Origin of the sequence: Silanimonas sp. (assembly GCF_027531545.1) — a bacterium.
Lineage (GTDB): Bacteria > Pseudomonadota > Gammaproteobacteria > Xanthomonadales > Xanthomonadaceae > Silanimonas.
In genome coordinates this window covers 1-18,409 of record NZ_JAPZSC010000060.1, presented here as the reverse complement: position 1 = coordinate 18,409, position 18,409 = coordinate 1, and the positions used below count along the sequence as shown (strand labels likewise).

Here is an 18,409-nt window from a genome sequence, read left to right as displayed (position 1 = left end):
GCTTCGACGAAGGCGTCCACCACCCGAACCGGGTTGTCTTCGTGGACGTAGTCCTCCAACCGATCAGGGAGCAAAAGTCCTTGGGAGCGGTCGACGCCATCGACGAATCGCTTCATGCACAGCACCAATCGACTGGTGCTGGGATCTTGCCAGCGGAGGCAGACTTTTCACACAGCCTCGGCCATCACCGAACAGGAATGGGACAAGCTCGCGTCCGAGCACTTTGATACCACGGCGCTGCTTCGTGCCGTCGATGCCGTGGACGAACTGCGGCGTGATTTGAACGACATCGACGGTGGCCCACCGCAACTGCGCAACGATCTGTTCAAGTTGCATCAATTGGCTATGGCGGTGATCAACCGCGGCGCACGCAGCCAAGTGGCTGATCTGTTCAACTTGGCCGTCGATCTTGAAGGCCAAGTGTCCGGTCTGATGACCGCGCTGGAACAGGTCCAGGAAACGCTGGCGCAGCTCACGTCTCTGTACCCGGAAAGCCTGTCCTACGGCGACGACGAGGCCATCTGAGCCAAATGGCTCGCCTTAACTGCGTTTTCCGTTCCACTGCGCCTCAAACCCCTGATGGCTCATGACAAGTTCCTTATGCAAGGTGGAGGGCAAGACGAAGCGAAGTCCCCGGGAGCGGACCGTCGGCCCGGGCAAGGCGCGCGGGCCGTGCGGCCTCCTCCCAGGCTCGGCGACGTACCCGGGCCGGATGGCGGTGTGCAGGGACCCTAAAGCTGGGTGCCGCACACAGGTCAATGGGTCGGCGCCGAGGTGTCATCGGGCCGCCTCCGGTACCCCGGCGGCGGGCACGGTGCGGGCGCGAGGGCCCAACAACTCGCGGCGCTTCACCAGCGCGTAGATCACCGGGATCACCACCAGGGTCAGGATCGTGGACGAGACCATGCCGCCGACCATCGGCGCGGCAATGCGCCGCATGACCTCCGAGCCGGTGCCCGTGCTCCACATGATCGGCAGCAGGCCCGCCATGATCGCAACGACCGTCATCATCTTGGGTCGGACGCGTTCGACCGCGCCTTCGACGATGGCATCGGTGATATCTGCCAGCGTCAGCGCCTCGCCCTTGGCACGGCGGGCCTGGGCCCGAGCCTCCAGGGCGTGGTCGAGGTAGATCAGCATCACCACGCCGGTTTCGGCAGCGACGCCGGCCAGCGCGATGAAGCCGACGGCGACCGCGACACTGAGGTTGTAGTCCAGCGCCCACATCAGCCACACACCGCCCACCAGCGCAAAGGGCACGGACAGCATCACGATCAGCGACTCGGTGACCCGGCGGAAGTTCAGGTAAAGCAGCAGGAAGATCAGCGACAGCGTCACCGGGACCACGATCTTCATCTTGGCGATCGCCCGCTGCATGTACTCGTACTGGCCGCTCCAGGTCGCGTAGTAGCCCGGCGGGAAAGTGACCGACTTGGCCACGGCGTCTTGCGCGGCACGGACGTAGGCCCCCAGGTCCGGATCGCGCGTATCGACGTAGATATAGGCCGAGAGCAGGGCATTCTCGGTACGGATCGACGGCGCGCCCTTGCGAACCGTCACATCCGCCAGTTCGCCCAAGGGGATCTGGGCACCGTCCATGGTCGGCACCAACACATGCTGCGCGATGGATTGCGGGCTGTCGCGCAATTCACGGGGATAGCGCACGATCACGCCAAAACGCTCACGCCCTTCCACCGTCGTGGTGACCATCTCGCCACCTAGCGCGGCAGCGATGACGTCCTGCAGTTCTCCGACCGGCAGGTTGTAGCGCGCCAGCTGGCGACGGTCGGGTTCGATGTCGAGGTAGAACCCGCCGGTGAGACGCTCGGCGTAGGCACTGGTGGTGCCCGGAACCGTGCGCACGGCAGCCTCGATTTCCTTGGCCAGTCGCTCCATCTCGCCCAGGTCCGTCCCGAACACCTTGATGCCGATTGGCGTGCGGATGCCGGTGGCCAGCATGTCCGTGCGGGCCTTGATCGGCATCGTCCAGGAATTGGCCACGCCCGGGAACTGCAGCGCCGTATCCATCTCGGCGATGAGTTTGTCGATGGTCATGCCTTCCCGCCACTGCTCCTCGGGTTTGAGGTTAATGACCGTCTCGAACATCTCCAGCGGTGCCGGGTCCGTGGCGGTGAGGGCCCGGCCGGCCTTGCCGAACACGGACTCGACTTCCGGGAAGGTCTTGATGATCCGGTCCTGCTGTTGGAGCAGCTCCGCGGCCTTGGTGACCGACATGCCGGGAAGGGACGCCGGCATGTAGAGCAGGGTGCCCTCGTTGAGCGTGGGCATGAACTCACTGCCCAAGCGCGAGGCAGGCCAAGCCGTTCCGAGCAAGGCAACTAGCGCCAGCACCAAGGTGGCCGCCTTGTGCCGAAGCACAACGGCAATCACCGGCCGATAGATCGCGATCAGGAACCGGTTCACCGGGTTCTTGGCTTCAGGCAGGATCTTGCCGCGCACGAACAGCAGCATCAGCACCGGCACCAAGGTCACCGACAGCAGGGCGCCGCCTGCCATGGCAAAGGTCTTGGTGAAGGCTAGCGGGTGAAACAGACGGCCCTCTTGCGCTTCCAGGGCGAACACTGGCAGGAACGATACGGTGATGATCAGCAGACTGAAGAAGAGTGCCGGCCCCACTTCCCGGCAGGCATCGATGATCAGTTGTATGCGGGGCTTGGTTCCATCATCGCGCTCGATGTGCTTGTGCGCGTTCTCGATCATCACAATCGCCGCGTCCACCATCGCGCCAATGGCGATGGCGATGCCGCCCAAGCTCATGATGTTGGAGTTCATGCCCAGCAGGCGCATCGCCAGGAACGCGATCAGCACGCCTACGGGCAGCATGATGATGGCCACCAAGGCGCTGCGCACGTGGAAGAGAAACACGATGCACACCAGTGCGACGATCAGGCTCTCTTCGAACAGGGTCCAGCGCAGGGTGGCGATGGCCCGGTGAATCAGGTCGGAGCGGTCATACACGGCGCGGATTGACACTCCCTCAGGCAGGCCCGGACCGATCTCCGCGATCTTCTCTTTGAGTCCCTCGATCACCGACAAGGCGTTCTCGCCGTAGCGCGCCACCGCAATGCCGCCCACCGCTTCTCCTTCCCCGTTGAGCTCGGTGACGCCACGGCGCTCATCCGGCACCAGCTCGACCCGGGCCAGGTCGCCCACCAGCACCGGGGTGCCGTCCTCGGCCTTGACGACCAGCTGTTCAATGTCCGCGATGCCGCGCAGGTAGCCGCGGCCGCGGATCATGTACTCGGTCTCCGCCATCTCCAGGACGCGCCCGCCGACGTCCCGGTTGCTGCTGGCGATCACCTCCGAGACCCTCGAGAGGGGGATGCCGTACTGGCGCAGTCGGCCGGGGTCGACGGTGACCGAATACTGGCGCACGAAGCCGCCCACACTGGCGACCTCGGCCACGCCCGGGGCCTTGGTCAGCTGGTAGCGCACATACCAGTCCTGGATGGCGCGCAGTTGGTCGAGCGACCACTGTTCGCCCTCAAGCACATATTGATAGACCCAGCCCACGCCCGTGGCGTCCGGTCCCAGCGTGGGGGTCACGCCCTCGGGCAGCTTCTTGGAGGCGAAGTTCAGATACTCGAGTACGCGTGAGCGCGCCCAGTAGATGTCGGTGCCGTCCTCGAAGATCACGTAGACGAAGGAGGCCCCGAAGAACGAGAAGCCACGCACGACCTTGGACTTGGGCACCGCCAGCATGGCCGTGGTCAGCGGGTAGGTGACCTGGTCCTCGACCACCTGCGGCGCCTGACCGGGCACTTCGGTGAATACGATGACCTGCACGTCCGACAGGTCGGGCAGGGCATCGAGCGGGGTTTTGGCGACGGCGTAAATGCCGGCGGCAGTGACTGCGATCGCCATCACCAGAATCAGGAAGACGTTGCGGACCGACCATTCGATCAGGCGGGCGAGCATGTCACTGCCCTCCCGAATGGGCAGCGTGCGGGTCATCGACCGGGGGCGCCGTCGGCTCCGCGGACGCGTCATGGGCGCTGTGGTCCTCGGCCGGTGGTGTCGAGCCGTGCTCCATGCCCTGCATGGCCGATCGCAGGTTGCTCTCAGCATCGATCAGGAAGTTCGCTGAGACCACGACCATCTCCCCGGCCTCGACGCCTGACAGCACGGCGACCCGGTCGCCGGCGCGAGCACCCAATCGAACCTCGCGTGGCGCGAAGCGGCCCGGCGCCGTTTGCACCAGAACCACTTGGCGCGTCCCGGAGTCGATGACGGACGAACGCGGCACCACGACGGTAGGCTCCCCGCTGCGGCCCTGCAGTTCCACATCGCCAAAGAGCCCGGGGCGCAGGACCCCGTCGGGATTGGACAGTTCGATGCGTACGCCGACGGTGCGCGTCGCCAGGTTGACGGTCGGTTGCAGAAAGGTAACCTCGCCGTCGAAACGCTGGCCGGGCAGGCTGGGCGTCTCGAAGCTGGCAAGGCTTCCGATCGCCAAGTCGGCCGCCGCCGACGTCGGCACATCGGCCACAACCCAGACCGTGGACAGGTCGGCCAGCCGCAGAACCACCTGGCCGGGCTCGAAGCGGTCGCCCTGAACGATCGGCTTGTCGACAACCACGGCATTGGCCGGGGCCGAGAGCACCAAACGCGCCTCTCGACCCGGGCGAGCGATATGCGCCCCTGCCACCTCCCAATTGCGCAGGCGCGTTTGCGCCGCGTCGCGCAACTGGCGCATGGTGGCGGCGCTGGCCGGATCATTGTCGGCCAGACGTTTCGCCGCCGCGTCGGCGACTGCGTACTCGCCTTGGGCCGCGATCAGCTCCGGGCTGTAGATCGCCATCAGCGGCTCGCCGCGCCGCACCGTCATGCCGGTCTGGTTCGCATACAGGGTTTCGATCCAGCCCTCAAAGCGCGGGGCGACTGCAAATTGCCGGGTCTCGTCCACCTGCACCGAGGCGCTCGCACGGACGTTGGCGACCAAGGCCTGTCGAACGGCCACCTCGGTACGTACGCCCAATTTCTGGACCTTATCGGGCGGCAACACGACCGTTCCCGGCTCCGCGGCCGGCTCTCCGCCCTCAAATACCGGGATGTAGTCCATGCCCATGGCGTCCTTCTTGGGCACGGGCGAAGTGTCGGGCAGACCCATCGGGTTGCGGTAGTACAAGATCTTGCGCTCACCCGATTCGGCCGAGGTTTCTTGGAGGTTCAGCGACCCGGCCTCCGGCGCCGAGGCGCGTCCCGACCACCACCCCAGGGCCAGCGCCGCTCCAACAGCGAGGGCCAGGACACTCCAATTCATGCGATTCATTCGACACTCCCAATCAGGGCGCGCACCGTAGCGGCGCCAACGAGTTCATTACGACGGACGTCCACGCGCGACAAATCAGCGCCTTGCCAGGCCTCCAAGGCCTCCAACAAGGTGCCGAAGTCGACGTCGCCGACCCGGTAGCTGGCGAGGGCGGATTCGAAGTTGGCCTGCGCCTGCGGCAACAATGTCTGCTCGATCAGGCGGCGCTGCTCGCGTGCACTCCGGGTCTGGGCCCACGCCTGGCCCAGTTGGCCCTGCAGCTCGGTGCCGATCGCCTCGGCACGCGCCGTTGCGGCGTCCCTCATGAGCAGGGCCTCACGCTCTCGCTCACGCAGCGCACGCCGCTGTAGCGGGATCTCCACTTCGAGCATCACCTCGTAGGCGTCGACGCGATCATCGCGCTGCATGACGCCCACGCCGAGCGTGAGATCAGGCAAACGGCGGCGGCGCTGGAGCTGCGCCGCCGTATCGGCCGCCCCAGCCAGTGCCGTACTGGCCCGCAAGGCAGGATGCCGGGCCTCCGCCAGCAGGCCGAGCGCTTCGCCGAGCGAAGCGGCCGGCACGGCCAGCACGGGCTCGCCGGTCGGCTCGGCCAAGGGGGCGTCGGCCGGCCGGCCGAGGGTGGCGTTCAACATGGCCACGGCTTCTTCACGGATAGCCAGGCGCTCGATACGTTCGCGCTGCATCGCGGTGCGGGCCACCTGCGCGCGGATGGAATCCTGCTGGGCCGCGACGCCCAAGGCGTACCGTACCCGGGCAACCTCTTCCATCTGCGCCAACAGTTCGATCAGCCGGTCAACGACAGCCACGCCCTCGCGGGCATGCCAGTAGCGCACATAGGCCTGCTCCGCCTGCGCCAGCAATCTCAGCGCCGCGGCTTCCCGCTCCAACTGGACGGCGTCAGCCTGCTGTCGCGCCACGTCGCGGGCCAATCCGCGCTTGCCCCACAGCGGGAAAGGCTGTTTCACGCTGTAGGTCGCCGACCCGACGTTACCGGGCAGCAAGTTCGGGCGATCAGGGTTGATCCCCTGCAATGAGATGCCGACCATCGGGTCGGGCAGGGCGCCAGCTGGGAAAATGCGTGCCTGCGCCGCTTCTGCCTCGGCCTGCATCGCCTGCAGGTCCGGATTGTGGGCCAACAACCAGGTCCGTACGGACGCGACGTCGGCGCCGGGTAGCGGCGTGTCAGCGAAGGACACTGGTGCGAACGCGAGCAGTGTCGCCAGGGCCAAAGCGCGGAGTGCGCCACGGCGCGGGTGGGTAGGGCGGGGCCCCGGGGTGGTAAAGGTGAGCGTGGATCCCATGATGTTCGCCTTGCACGGCTGCTGGCCACGGGGGCCGCAGGGGTGGGTCGGACGGCACCGGCCGCAGAACGCGGCGGAACCGATGTCTCCGGCGACGGCGCACAGCGCCGCCGGCCGGTCATCGGTCAGGGATCAGATCAGCAAGAGGCTGGCGGGGTGCGCAGTAGGTCGATGCCAGGAGCGCATAACCCCCGGGGACTGGTCGACGTCCGGGGCTCGTGGCAGGCGTTGGACACTGACCACGGGGATGGCCGGCAACAGCCCCACGGCGGGCACGCTCAGCACACGGAGAGCTTCCGCACTCAAGTCGCCGCTACTGCAATGGGACTCGCACAGCAAGTTGGAGGAATCCAGAACGACAGGCCCCTCGCAGGCGTCAGAAACAACTCCGCCATGACCAATATGCGCAGACTCATTCTGAGCTGGTAAGGCCCCTGCGACATCACATGTGAAATGACTCGCAAAGGCCAGTTGCGTCCAAAGCAGCGCGACGATCGCAAGAAGCGAAAGGCGGTTGCAACAGCGTCGGCGGCGAAAGTACTTCATTGTCCGAGGTTAAGATGCCACACCATTGACTTGGCGAAACTGATCTGGATCAAACCAGTAGCCAAGCCATGGTTGAACTGCCCTGGCGGGCAGCAGATTTGAAAATCGCCTTTTGAGTGCAGACCCAATAGCCGTTTCGAGTTGATGCGATGCTGCCCGGCTCGGCGCCACGCAACACCACTGGTCGCTCGCGATGTCACAGACCCGTCGCCCAGGATGTTCGAAAGACATGCATTGGGTGCGCTTTCAATGGCCTAAGGCCGTTCGGACTCCTAGCAAGAGTTCCGGACTGGTCGCCTGCGCCCAGCTATGCCGGGATTTCGTGGACCTTCACGATCGCCGCTACTCAACACTATGCGCATCTTCAGACGCTCGACGTTGCGCGCAGATTATTCAAGCCGAACCGATGACGGCGATGTAGCGTTCGTGAACGTCGATGGAGGATCGCCTCATGTGGCTTCGCGCAACCTATGCCCCGCTGTTCTTCTTCGGATTTCTCGCCCTCGGGGTCTGGACCGCGCAGGCCACGGCTTGGCCCTTGTGGACGCTGATGGCCCCGCTGGTCTGCGCCGTCGCCGTGTCGTTGGTGGTCGAACGGATCATTCCGTACCAACCGGACTGGAACGGGTGGCAGCCCGACACGCCGCGCGACCTCGCGCACGCCGGCGTCAACGAGTCGCTGAATCTCGCCGGGGTCGCGCTGTGGAACACCGTGGCCGCCGCCGTTGCCGGGGTCGGCCTTCCGCGGGCGTGGCCCGACGAGTGGCCGTTGGCAGCGCAAGTGGTGCTTGCGATCGTCCTCGCGGACGTGGGTTTCACGTTGGCGCACTACGCGAGCCATCGGATCGGATGGCTCTGGCGTCTGCATGCGGTGCACCACAGCCTTCGCCGGATGTACGGCTTCAACGGGTTGATGAAGCATCCGCTGCATCAGGGCATCGAGGCTGCTGCGGCCTTCGCGCCGCTCCTTCTGCTCGGGGCGCCGCAGGCCGTGGTGGCACTCGTGGGCTACGCCGCCGTGATCCAGCTGCTGCTCCAGCACAGCAATGCCGACCTCCGCATGGGCCCGCTGCGCCACGTGTTTGCGTGGGCGCCGGTGCATCGCTTCCATCACGTCAAGTACGGCCGCTCGGGCGACGTCAACTTCGGGTTCTTCCTGACCGTGTGGGACCGCCTGCTGGGCACCGCCTTCTGGACGGCCCGTCACCGGGTGAACAGCGAAGACCTCGGCATCGGCACGCGGCCGGATTTCCCGGTCGACTACGGTCCTCAGCTGATCGAGCCCTTCCGGTCGCCGACGTCATCGGACGCTCCCGCAACGCCGGCGTGGCTCTCCCGGGATGCTTCCGCTGCCGGCGGCTGATGGCGTCGGGCGAGCGGAATCAGCGACCGGTCCGCACGGACGCCGAAGGTGGCGCGAAGCGACCGCGAGAAGTGAGCGGCGTCGGAAAATCCGGCGTCATGGGCGGCGGCGGTCAGCGTGGCGCCGGCCAGCACGCGATCCATGGCGAAGCGCAGACGCCGCCATATGGCGATCTGCTTGGCCGGCAGGCCGATTGAGGCCCCCAGTCGGCGTTCGAGCTGGCTGATGCTGATGTTCTGACGTTTCGCCAGTTCGCCGACGCGGAGGGGCTCGCCGAGCAGCCGGTCGACGTCCGCCACCAGCGCGGTGAGCGCAGGCGCTAGCGGATTCGCGGGCCATTCGGTTTTCAGCCACTGCAGCCAGGCATCTGCATCCCGAGGCGCCCTCCCGTCGATCAGCGGAAGGCGTTCAAGGGTGTAGACCCAGGGCTCCGCGTAGATGAACGTTGCGGGCCCGGTTCCCGCACGAACTCGGTGTGACACCCCCGAGGGCACGATCCAAGCGTCGCCGCGGCGGGTCGCCCCCTCCACAATCAGTTCGCTTCCGTCGCGCGGGGGGAACACGATCTGGTGCGCGTGGTGCGCATGGAGCTCGGCATCTCCGGGGGCGCCAATGAACACCGCGAGGTGTTGGGCGATCACTGCTGCACCCAGCCAGGGACTGTCGCTATGCGTCGGCATCGAAACGTTCCTCTACTGCTGTGGACAAACCGCTTCGTCAATCCCGGACTCCACGCTGCCGGCGAGCCCATCGCCGCTGCGGTAGTTCTCTTCGCTGAGACAATCAATCGCTCCTTGGCGAAGATTGAATCTGCGCCGACCTTACGCGGAGGGCCTCACGGATGATTTCGACCGCTTCCCTGATGACGTAGAGGCCGATCAGCACGCCGATGATGAAGTCCGGGTACGGCGTTCGGGTTGCAAGCACCAGTACGCCGGCAGTAATGACGCCAACGTTGGCGACAACGTCAGCGCGAGTGAAGATCCACGTCGCTCGAAGATGGACTTCTCCGGATCTCAGGGGTGCCAGCAGCCGCAGTACGCTGAGGTTCACAGCGAGCGAAAGCAGTGCTGTGGCGATCATCCAACTGCTTACGGGCTCGGCGCCAACGACCACTCGCCGCCCGACCTCAATCAGCAAGCCGAGCCCTAAAACCAGCAGCAGCGATCCGCTGAACAAGGCGGCATTTCCCTTGAAGCGAAGCGATCGCCCAATCGCGACGAGTCCGATGGCGTAGGCCGACGCATCCGACAACATGTCGAGTGCATCCGCCAGCAGGCCTGCGGACTGCGCCCACCAACCCACCGCACCGCCGATTACCGCCATACCGGCATTCAGAGCCAAGGCGATCCATAGCGTTTTCCGTTCTTGACCGGTGCTTGCCTCAACGTGGCAGTCGCAGTTGCTCATGATTTCATTCTCAATAGTCGATGCCGATGGGGTCGGGAGGATGGGTCATCAGTGAGGTACGCTGCAGGCCTGTTCCTCCATCTGTAGCGTCAGCCGGTCGATCGCGAAGTCCTCCTGCAGCATCCGCGACAGCGCGCCGCGCAGCGCATCAATTGACGCGGACGGGTCTGACGCAACGACGTGCACCGTCAGCACACGCTCTTTCGAGCCCAGCGCCCAGGCGTGCAGCTCGTGGACCGCGCCGACGCCCGGACTCGCCAGCAGCGCGCGACGGACCGCTTCTATGTCGAGGCCTTGCGGCACGCCTTGGATCAGGATGTTCCCAGCCTCCTTCATCAGAGTCCAAGCGCGTGGCAGCACCCACAGGCCAATCGCCGCCGCAACGATGGGGTCCGCGATGTTGTAACCGGTCGCCTTGATGAACACCGCGGCCGCGATTACGCCGATCGATCCGAGCATGTCGGCCCAGACTTCCAGATAGGCGCCCTTGACGTTGAGGCTCTCGCCGCTGCCGGCCTTGAGCAGTCGCATCGACATCAGGTTGATGACCAGGCCCAGAGCGGCGACCACCAGCATGCCCAGCGACGAGACTTCTGGCGGCCGCTGTATCCGGCCAACAGCCTCCCAGAGGATGTAGCCGGCCACCACGAACAGGAGCGTGCCGTTGACCATCGCCGCCATCGCCTCCAAGCGCGCGTAGCCGTAGGTGCGCTTCGCGTCGGGTGGGCGGCGCGACATGCGAACTGCGAACAGCGCGATCGCGAGCGCGATCACATCAGTGCCCATGTGCGCCGCGTCCGAGAGGAGCGCCAGGCTGTTGGTGAGCAGCCCCGCGACCACTTCGACGACCAGGAAGGTCGCGGTGAGTCCGAGGGCCCACCACAGCGGTTTCTCGTGATGGATCGTCGTGACTCCGTGGTCGTGGTCGTGGCCCGCACCCATGCCGGTTTCTCCTGTCCGTCAGCCGTTGATCATCACGTCTTTCGTCTCGCCGCTCTTGTGCACCAATCGGTACAGCGCCGGCAGCACGAACAGCGTCAGCAGCGTCGACGACAGCACGCCGCCGATCACTACCGTCGCCAGTGGCCGCTGCACTTCCGCGCCCGCACCGACGGCCAACGCCATTGGCACGAAGCCCAGGCTTGCGACCAGTGCGGTCATCAGCACCGGACGGAAGCGCGTCAGCGCTCCGTCGCGCACCGCGTCGTCAAGAGCCATACCGTCCAGGCGCAGCTGGCGGATGAAGCTCAGCATCACGATACCGTTGAGCACAGCGATGCCGCTGAGTGCGATGAAACCCACACCCGCCGAAATCGACAGCGGCAGGTCGCGCAGCATCAGCGCCGCTACGCCGCCTGTGAGCGCCAGCGGCACGCCGGAGAACACTACCAGCGCATCGCGGCCTGAGCCGAAGGCGAGGAACAGCAAGCCGAGGATCAGTACCAGTGTCAGCGGCACGACGATCGACAGCCGCTGTGTCGCCGAGATCAGCTGCTCAAAGGTTCCGCCGTACTCGACCCAGTAGCCAGGAGGCACGTCGACTTCGCTGGCCACCCTCCGCTGCACCTCGGTGACGAAAGAGCCGAGATCACGACCGCGGACGTTGGCCGTCACCACCACGCGGCGCTTGCCGTTCTCGCGGTTGATCTGGTTCGGGCCCTCCTCGATGGTGATGCGCGCCACTTCGCGCAGCGGCACGGTGCGGACGCTGTCGGCGCGATCGGCGGGTAGCGGGATCGGCAGGTCGCCTAGTCGGTCGGCATCGTTGCGCAGGCGGTCGTCCAGGCGGACGACGATCGGCGCGCGGCGATCGCCCTCGTAGAGCATTCCCGCCTCGGTGCCGCCGATGGCCGTGGTGACCACCTGTTGGACGTCCGCCACCGAGAGGCCCAACCTCGCCACCGCTTCGCGGTCGGGGTCGACCACCAGCATCGGCAGGCCAGTGGTCTGCTCCACGCGCACATCCGCAGCACCGTCGACGCTGGACATCGCGGCCTCGATCGCCCGTGCGGTGTCCATCAGCGTGTCGAGGTCGTCGCCATACACTTTTACTGCCACGTCCGAACGCACGCCCGAGATCAGCTCGTTGAACCGCATCTGGATGGGCTGGGTGAACTCGTAGTTGTTGCCAGGCACTTTGGCGACCAGCGCTTCGAGCTCGGCGACCAGCTCCGCTTTCGACTTGCCGGAATCCGGCCATTCGTCGCGTGGTCTCAGGATCACGAAGGTATCGGCCACCGACGGCGGCATCGGGTCGGTCGCGACCTCGGCCGTGCCGATCTTGCTGAAGACGAGCTTCACTTCCGGCATCGTCATGATCTCGCGCTCCAGCACCTGCTGCATCGCCACCGACTGTGAGATGGAGGTGCCCGGAATGCGCATCGCATGCAGCGCCACGTCACCTTCGTCCAGGCTGGGCATGAATTCGGTGCCCATCCGCGTCGACGCGAATCCCGCACCGGCCACGAGCACCGCGGCCGCCAGCACCACGCGCCAGCGCCACGCGAGCACGCGGTCGAGCGCCGGGGCATAGCCGCGCTTCAGCCACAGGACGACCCGGTTCTCCTTCTCCTCGATGCGGCCACCTAGGCCCACCGCGACCATCGCCGGCACGAAGGTGAGCGAGAGCAGCATCGCTGCGGTCAGCGCGAACACCACGGTGAAGGCCATCGGGTGGAACATTTTTCCTTCGACGCCGTCCAGCGCGAAAATCGGCAGGTACACCGCGGTGATGATGCCCACGCCGAACAGACTCGGCTTGATCACTTCGGCCGTGGCCGAGGCCGCTAGCTCGTAGCGCTCCTCGCGCGTCAGCAGGCGGCCGAGCCGGTGCTGCAGCTCGCCGAAGCGACGGATGCAGTTCTCCATGATGATCACCGCGCCGTCGACGATGAGGCCGAAGTCCAACGCGCCCAGGCTCATCAGATTCCCCGAGACGCCGGCCTTCAGCATGCCGGTCGCGGTCATCAGCATCACCAGCGGGATGACTGCGGCGGTGATCAGCGCCGCGCGCAGGTTGCCGAGCAGCAGGAACAGCACGACGACGACCAGCAGCGCGCCTTCGGCGAGCGATTTCGACACCGTGCCGATGGTGCGGTTCACCAGCGCCGTGCGGTCGTAGACCGTCCGCAGGATCACGCCGTCCGGCAAGGTGCTGCGAACCGATTCGACACGCGCATCCACCGCCTGCGCGACCTCGCGACTGTTGGCGCCGACCAGCATGAACACCGTGCCCAGCACGACCTCCTCGCCGTTCTCGGAGGCGGCACCGGTGCGCAGCTCCTTGCCCTCCTGCACGGTCGCCACGTCGGAAACGCGGATGACCCGCGTGCCGCGGGTCGCAACCACCACCGCACCGATCGCCGAGGCATCGCCGAGCTGTCCAGGCACGCGCACCAGCACCTGCTCGCCGCGCTTCTCGATGTAGCCGGCGCCGACGTTGGCGTTGCTGCGCTCCAGCGCATCGACCAAGTCATCGAGACTGAGGTTGAGTGCGATCAGCCGGGTCAGATCGGGAGCGACCTGCACCTCCCGGGCATAGCCGCCGATCGTGTTGACCTCGACAACGCCCGGCACGGTGCGCAGCTGCGGCTTGACCACCCAGTCCTGCAGGGTGCGCAGGTCGGTCGGCGTCCACGGCTGGCCGTCCTGCCGCGTCGCGCCGGGTTCGGCTTCGACGGTGTACATGTAGATCTCGCCCAAGCCGGTGGAGATTGGCCCCATCGCGGGCTCGAGGCCGGTAGGCAGCTGGCCGCGCACCTGCTGCAGGCGTTCGGCGATCTGCTGTCGGGCCCAGTAGATGTCGGTGCCGTCCTGGAACACGACGGTCACCTGCGACAGTCCGTAGCGCGACAACGAGCGCGTGTAGTCGAGCTTCGGAATGCCGGCAAGTGCCGTTTCCACTGGGAACGTCACGCGCTGCTCCGCCTCGAGTGGCGAGTAGCCCGGCGCTTCGGTGTTGACCTGCACCTGCACGTTGGTAATGTCCGGCACCGCGTCGATCGGTAGCCGGAGGAGATTGAGGGCGCCCCAGGCCCCGAGGGCGAGGACGAGGATCAGCACCAGCCAGCGGTGCCGGATGGTGTAGCGGATGAAGGACTCGATCATGGCGGCCTCAGTGCTCGTGCTCGGCGCCGGCCTTGGCGATGTCCGCCTTGACCAGGAAGCTCTGCTCGACGACCACCTCGTCGCCCGAGGACAGGCCGTTCTTCACCTCGACAAACGCGCCGTCGCGAACGCCGAGCGTGACCGGCGCTGCCGCGTAGGTGTCGCCTCGGCGGACGAACACGACGTCGCGACCCTCCATGCGCTGCAGCGCGCCGAGCGGGACGCGCAGCGCGGCCTCGGTGGTGCCGATGCTGACCTCGGCCTGCACCGCCATGCCGGGGCGCCAGAGCCCGTCGGCGTTCGCCAGCACCGCCCGCCCGGTCAGGCTCTGGCTGTCGACATCGGCAGCCGGCAGCATCTGCGCGATCGAGGCCGTGGCGCGCGTTCCGTCGGCGATGCGCTCGACCTGCACCTCGGCGCCGATGCGCACCCGCTGGGCATCGCGACCGAACACATGCAGGTCGACCCACACCTCGGAAAGGTCCGCGACCTCGAACAGCGGCGCGTCGCCCGCGAGGCCGCCCACCTCGACGTCGCGGCGCATCACCACGCCGGCGATCGGCGTCGTGATGGCATACGACGACAGGCTGGCATTGCTCTCGACCGTGGCCAGACGCTGCCCCGCGCTCACGCGATCGCCCACCTGCACGGCGACGTTGCGGACGGTACCGGGAAAGCGCGCCGACACGCGGGCTATGGCCCCCTGGCGCGCCTCGATAACGCCCGGCAGACGCACGGTCTGGTGGATCACGCCTGCGCCAACCGGCGCGACAACGATGCCTGAGCGCTCGGCGGTTTCGGCCGGGATGGTGGTCTGGTCGGCTGGGGCGTCGTCGTGGCCGTGCTCGTCGTCGTCTTCGGCTTGTGTCTCGTCATGGCCGTGGCTGTGTTGCTCCTCGCCTTGGGAGTCATGGGAGGCCTCGGCCTCGTCATGCGCGTGGCCATCGCCATGATCGTCGTCGGCTTGGTTTCCGCAGCCGGCCAGACCGGCGGCCAGGAGGAGGGAAAGCGCGGTGAACAGAAGGGTGTTGCGGTTCATTCGGTGTCTCCTTCGCGAGCGTCGCTTGCCGTCCAGGATTCGGCGGTGAGGCGCTGCAGTTCGATCAGGGCGCGCTGCGTGGCCACGCGGGCCTCCAGCAGCGCGAAGCGTGAGGTGGTGATGTCGGTCTGCACCGCCGCCCACTCGAGGTAGCTCAGGGCGCCGGCGCGGTAGGCGCGCTCGGACTGCGCAGCGGCGCGTTCAAGGCGCGGCAGCACCTCGGTGCGAAGGCGATCGGCCTGCAGGGCGCCGCTTTCCACCTGCGACCACGCGTCGACGGCGACCGCCTCGAGCTGCAGCGCGGCGGACTCGCGTTGCATCCCCAAGGCCTCGCGCTCGGCACGGGCGGCGGCGATGGCGGGCTCGGCGCGTCGGCGCGTGCCCAGCGGCAGGCTGAATCCGGCGACGAGGCCGGTGTCGCTGCCGTCCTGCAGGCGACGCACGCCGACGCTCCAATCAGCATCCGGGCTCGCCTCGGTCTCAGCGAGCCGCAGCCGCGCTTCGCGGATGCGCGCTTCGTCGGCGAACGCCAACAGCTCCGGTGACTCGGCAATCCGCGCCGTGAGTTCCGCCAGCGTCGGCAACGCAGGCGGCGATTCCGGCACCGGGGTAACCTCCGGCACCGGGCCTTCGACCGGCGCGCCCCACAGAAGCGACAGCCGGCGCCACGCGGCAGCCTGCTGCGCGTCGAGTGTGGCGAGGCGGGCCTCGGCCTGCGCGATCCCGGCTTCGGCCGCAAGCGCAGACGCTTCGGGCGCAGCACCCGCGGCAAAGCGCTGTCGCGCGGCGTGGGCGATGCGCCGGCGCTGGGCGAGGTCTTCCGCCAGCAGGGGGCGCTGCGCCTGCAGTGCGGCGAGATCGACATAGCGGCGCGTGGCTTCTGCGAGCAGGTCGAGCTGCTTGGCTGCGCGCTGGACGCTGAGCGCGTCGATGCGGGCCGCAGCCAGTGCCCGGCGCGCCTCGCGCTTGCCGCCGCGCTCCAGCACGCCAGCGAGACTCAGCGTCAGCTCGGCGGATCGGGTGCCCTGGAGAGGCCCCGAACCGAGCACGTTCTCCAGATCCACCTGGGCTTCGAGTGCTGGGCGAAGGGCCGCCGCTCGCGCGTCGGCCTCAAGACCCTCGCGGCGGGGGACGAACAGACGAAGATCGGGATGGAACTGGACGACGCGTTCGTGCGCGTCTTCCAGCGTGAAGGGCTGGGCGGCCGCGCCCGTGGCGACGGCCAGCACCATCAGCCCGGCCGCGAGCGCGGCCAGACGATTAGACATGGGGAAACTCCGTTGATTCGTGGAATGGAAGGCCGCGCAGCGCGGCACGTTCGACGGATCAGCGGATGGGTGGGCGGAACAGGCCTTGCAGCAACGGCGCGGGTGCGGGGCGCGCGTAGAAAGCCGGAATCAGCGGCGGCGGTGGCGAAAGCAGCTTCGCCACGGGCGTCGGCAGGACGGCAATGACCACGCCGCAGTGGTGCCACGCATGCGCCAACTCATGCGAGAGACTGGCCAGCCCGGGCGGGTGCGGCGTGTCTTCATCACAGTCCGGGCGATCCGTGTCGGCGACCGCGGCAGACACCGCGAGGGCGTCGTCATGGGCCGGCGGATGACCGGTCGCGATCGCGCCCAGCATCGACGCCACGAGCAGCAATGACGCCAGCGCCCAAATGAGGCCGGCGTGCAAGGCGCGTGCGCGAAGTCGAAGGAGGGACATGCGTTTAGGGTAACGGATCAGCGCGACAATAGGTCGCGAAGATCGGCCGGGATGGGCATCGGCTGGATGGCGCTGACGTTCGATCCCCCGGTGTTGCCCTCCGGCACCCAGATGCGACTGAACAGCGCTGCCGCCAGAATCCGCGTGGCCTGCCCGAGCAGCTCCCGCGGCTGACGTTGCCGCCAAGCCCAGCCCCACATCCGCAGGTGGCTGCGCACATGGGCGAGCGTGTGACGCTGCGAAAGGATGTGAGCGCGTTCAAGGTGATGGAAGGCCTCGGCGGCGCGGCCAACGGCTTCCGCCTGACGGGCGAGTGCGTACTCGGTCTCAATGGCTTGGTTGAGGCGTGGGTTCATGGTTTCTGCTCCGCGTGTCCGATGGCAGCCGTGTGCCCATGCCCATCGTCCATGGGGGTGGGGATGCCGGTGGTCCACTCCCGCCACGCGGCGCGCAGGACAGTGAAGGAGGTCTGTAGGAACAGCGTGGCCACCAGCAGTCCGACCGCGAGATCAGGCCAGCGGGTTCCCGTCCACACGACCAAGCCCGCTGCCGCCAGCACACCGACGTTGTTCGCCAAGTCGTTGCGCGAGCACAGCCAGACGGAGCGGAGGTTCAGGTCCTCATTGCGGAAGCGCGTCAACAGGGCGAAGGCCGTCACGTTGACGGTGAGCGCGACCAGCGACATCACCGTCATGAGCCCGGCATTCGGTACCTCGCCGGAGATGGCCCGTCTGACCACTTCGATGATCACAAACAGCCCGAACGCGCCCTGGAGTGCCCCCTTGAGCAGCGACGCGCCCGCCCGCTGGCGAATCGAGCCGGCCATCACCACGAGGGTGAGCAGGTAGATGCCGGCGTCGCCCAGCGCATCGAGCGAGTCCGCCATCAGCGCGCTGCTGTGCGCCCAGACGCCGACGCTGAACTCTGTCACGAACAGCGCGGCATTCAAGGCCATCACCACCCACAGGACGCGGCGAAGGCCCCGTTGATTCGAGCTTGCGCAGGCGGTCGCGGTGTCTTGGCAGGAGCAGTCGGTCATGGTCTTGTCCTCCGAATGGGCGTACCGTAAACCCCGGAGTCGCTACAGGGTCAAGCCCATGAAGATCGGCGAGCTGGCTGCGGCCACGGACTGCCATTTCGAGACCATCCGCTACTACGAAAAGGTCGGTTTGCTCCCGAAACCGGAGCGAACGGCGTCGGGGTACCGGGCGTACCGAAAGGGCGACATCGCCCGCGTCCGTTTCATCACTCGTGGCCGCGCTCTGGGGTTCAGCCTCGACGAGATCCGCAGCCTCCTGCGTCTGTCGGAAAGCCCGGATCTGGCCTGCGCCGAGGTCGACACCCTGGCGCGCCGCCACCTGGCCGAGGTGCGCGAGAAGCTCGTCCATCTTCAGCGGATGGAGTACGAGCTGGTCGCCACGGTGGAACGGTGTCGTGGCGGCCAGCGCGCGACCTGTGCGGTGCTGGAAAGCTTGGCGCATGAAGGGCGAGCCTCAGAAGCTCGCTTCTCCATCCACTCGCCCCTCGCCTGAGAACGTCGCATGTCCCTAGCCAGCACCTTCGCCCTCTACGCGCTGACCGCGCTTGCCGAGATCGTGGGCTGCTACCTGTGGTGGCTCTGGCTGCGTCAAGACAAGTCG

Annotated in this window: 15 protein-coding genes and 1 pseudogene; 4 read left to right on the top strand and 12 right to left on the bottom strand. The window is 66.9% G+C overall.

The window, feature by feature from the left end; genetic code table 11:
* Positions 1–114: 114 nt before the first annotated feature.
* The gene (locus O9280_RS17120) at positions 115–525 is read left to right on the top strand and encodes a transposase (RefSeq protein WP_298345689.1); all 411 of its coding nucleotides are present in this window, start codon (positions 115–117) and stop codon (positions 523–525) included.
* A 252-nt stretch (positions 526–777) separates the two neighbouring features.
* Here the strand turns inward: O9280_RS17120 and O9280_RS17115 are convergent, their stop codons facing one another.
* Genes O9280_RS17115 through O9280_RS17105 form a run of 3 tightly spaced genes read right to left on the bottom strand, consistent with a single transcriptional unit; the run spans position 778 to position 6,492 of the window.
* Positions 778–3,939, bottom strand: coding sequence for a CusA/CzcA family heavy metal efflux RND transporter (locus O9280_RS17115; RefSeq protein WP_343228776.1), 3,162 nt, complete (start codon positions 3,937–3,939; stop codon positions 778–780).
* 1 nt (position 3,940) lies between these two features.
* Entirely contained in the window at positions 3,941–5,293 is a 1,353-nt protein-coding gene (locus tag O9280_RS17110) for an efflux RND transporter periplasmic adaptor subunit (RefSeq protein ID WP_298345686.1), read from the bottom strand.
* Positions 5,290–6,492, bottom strand: a complete 1,203-nt coding sequence (locus O9280_RS17105; protein ID WP_298345684.1) for a TolC family protein — start codon at positions 6,490–6,492, stop codon at positions 5,290–5,292. Before O9280_RS17105 ends, O9280_RS17110 begins: the two co-directional genes overlap by 4 nt.
* Positions 6,493–7,594: 1,102 nt before the next feature.
* Here O9280_RS17105 and O9280_RS17100 point away from each other — a divergent pair.
* On the top strand, positions 7,595–8,506 hold the full coding sequence (locus O9280_RS17100; protein WP_298345680.1) for a sterol desaturase family protein: 912 nt from the start codon (positions 7,595–7,597) through the stop codon (positions 8,504–8,506).
* Here O9280_RS17100 and O9280_RS17095 read toward each other — a convergent pair.
* From O9280_RS17095 to O9280_RS17055, 9 genes are all read right to left on the bottom strand, one after another.
* Positions 8,413–9,186 carry an AraC family transcriptional regulator gene (locus O9280_RS17095; protein WP_298345677.1) on the bottom strand — a complete coding sequence of 258 codons (774 nt, stop codon included), beginning with the start codon at positions 9,184–9,186 and terminating at the stop codon, positions 8,413–8,415. The genes O9280_RS17100 and O9280_RS17095 overlap by 94 nt on opposite strands.
* 103 nt (positions 9,187–9,289) lie before the next feature.
* Entirely contained in the window at positions 9,290–9,916 is a 627-nt protein-coding gene (locus O9280_RS17090) for a cation diffusion facilitator family transporter (protein WP_298345674.1), read from the bottom strand.
* Between the two features lie 48 nt (positions 9,917–9,964).
* Positions 9,965–10,858: a cation diffusion facilitator family transporter gene (locus O9280_RS17085; protein ID WP_298345671.1), complete on the bottom strand. Its 894-nt coding sequence runs from the start codon at positions 10,856–10,858 to the stop codon at positions 9,965–9,967.
* Between the two features lie 18 nt (positions 10,859–10,876).
* On the bottom strand, positions 10,877–14,023 hold the full coding sequence (locus O9280_RS17080) for a CusA/CzcA family heavy metal efflux RND transporter (protein ID WP_298345668.1): 3,147 nt from the start codon (positions 14,021–14,023) through the stop codon (positions 10,877–10,879).
* A 7-nt stretch (positions 14,024–14,030) separates the two neighbouring features.
* The gene (locus tag O9280_RS17075; RefSeq protein ID WP_298345665.1) at positions 14,031–15,062 is read right to left on the bottom strand and encodes an efflux RND transporter periplasmic adaptor subunit; all 1,032 of its coding nucleotides are present in this window, start codon (positions 15,060–15,062) and stop codon (positions 14,031–14,033) included.
* Complete coding sequence (locus O9280_RS17070; RefSeq protein ID WP_298345662.1) at positions 15,059–16,330, bottom strand: TolC family protein; 1,272 nt, start codon at positions 16,328–16,330, stop codon at positions 15,059–15,061. Before O9280_RS17070 ends, O9280_RS17075 begins: the two co-directional genes overlap by 4 nt.
* Before the next feature lie 58 nt (positions 16,331–16,388).
* Positions 16,389–16,769 carry a hypothetical protein gene (locus tag O9280_RS17065; RefSeq protein ID WP_298345659.1) on the bottom strand — a complete coding sequence of 127 codons (381 nt, stop codon included), beginning with the start codon at positions 16,767–16,769 and terminating at the stop codon, positions 16,389–16,391.
* Between the two features lie 17 nt (positions 16,770–16,786).
* On the bottom strand, positions 16,787–17,125 hold the full coding sequence (locus O9280_RS17060) for a DUF3703 domain-containing protein (RefSeq protein WP_298345656.1): 339 nt from the start codon (positions 17,123–17,125) through the stop codon (positions 16,787–16,789).
* Positions 17,122–17,808: a cation transporter gene (locus tag O9280_RS17055; protein WP_298345653.1), complete on the bottom strand. Its 687-nt coding sequence runs from the start codon at positions 17,806–17,808 to the stop codon at positions 17,122–17,124. The genes O9280_RS17060 and O9280_RS17055 overlap by 4 nt, the downstream gene beginning before the upstream one ends.
* Before the next feature lie 58 nt (positions 17,809–17,866).
* On the opposite strand from O9280_RS17055, the gene O9280_RS17050 reads away from it, so the two are divergent.
* A complete protein-coding gene (locus O9280_RS17050; RefSeq protein WP_298345650.1) occupies positions 17,867–18,301 on the top strand; it encodes a helix-turn-helix domain-containing protein in 435 nt (144 codons plus the stop codon).
* A gap of 9 nt (positions 18,302–18,310) precedes the next feature.
* Positions 18,311–18,409: pseudogene (locus tag O9280_RS17045) on the top strand (hypothetical protein); the annotation flags it as partial.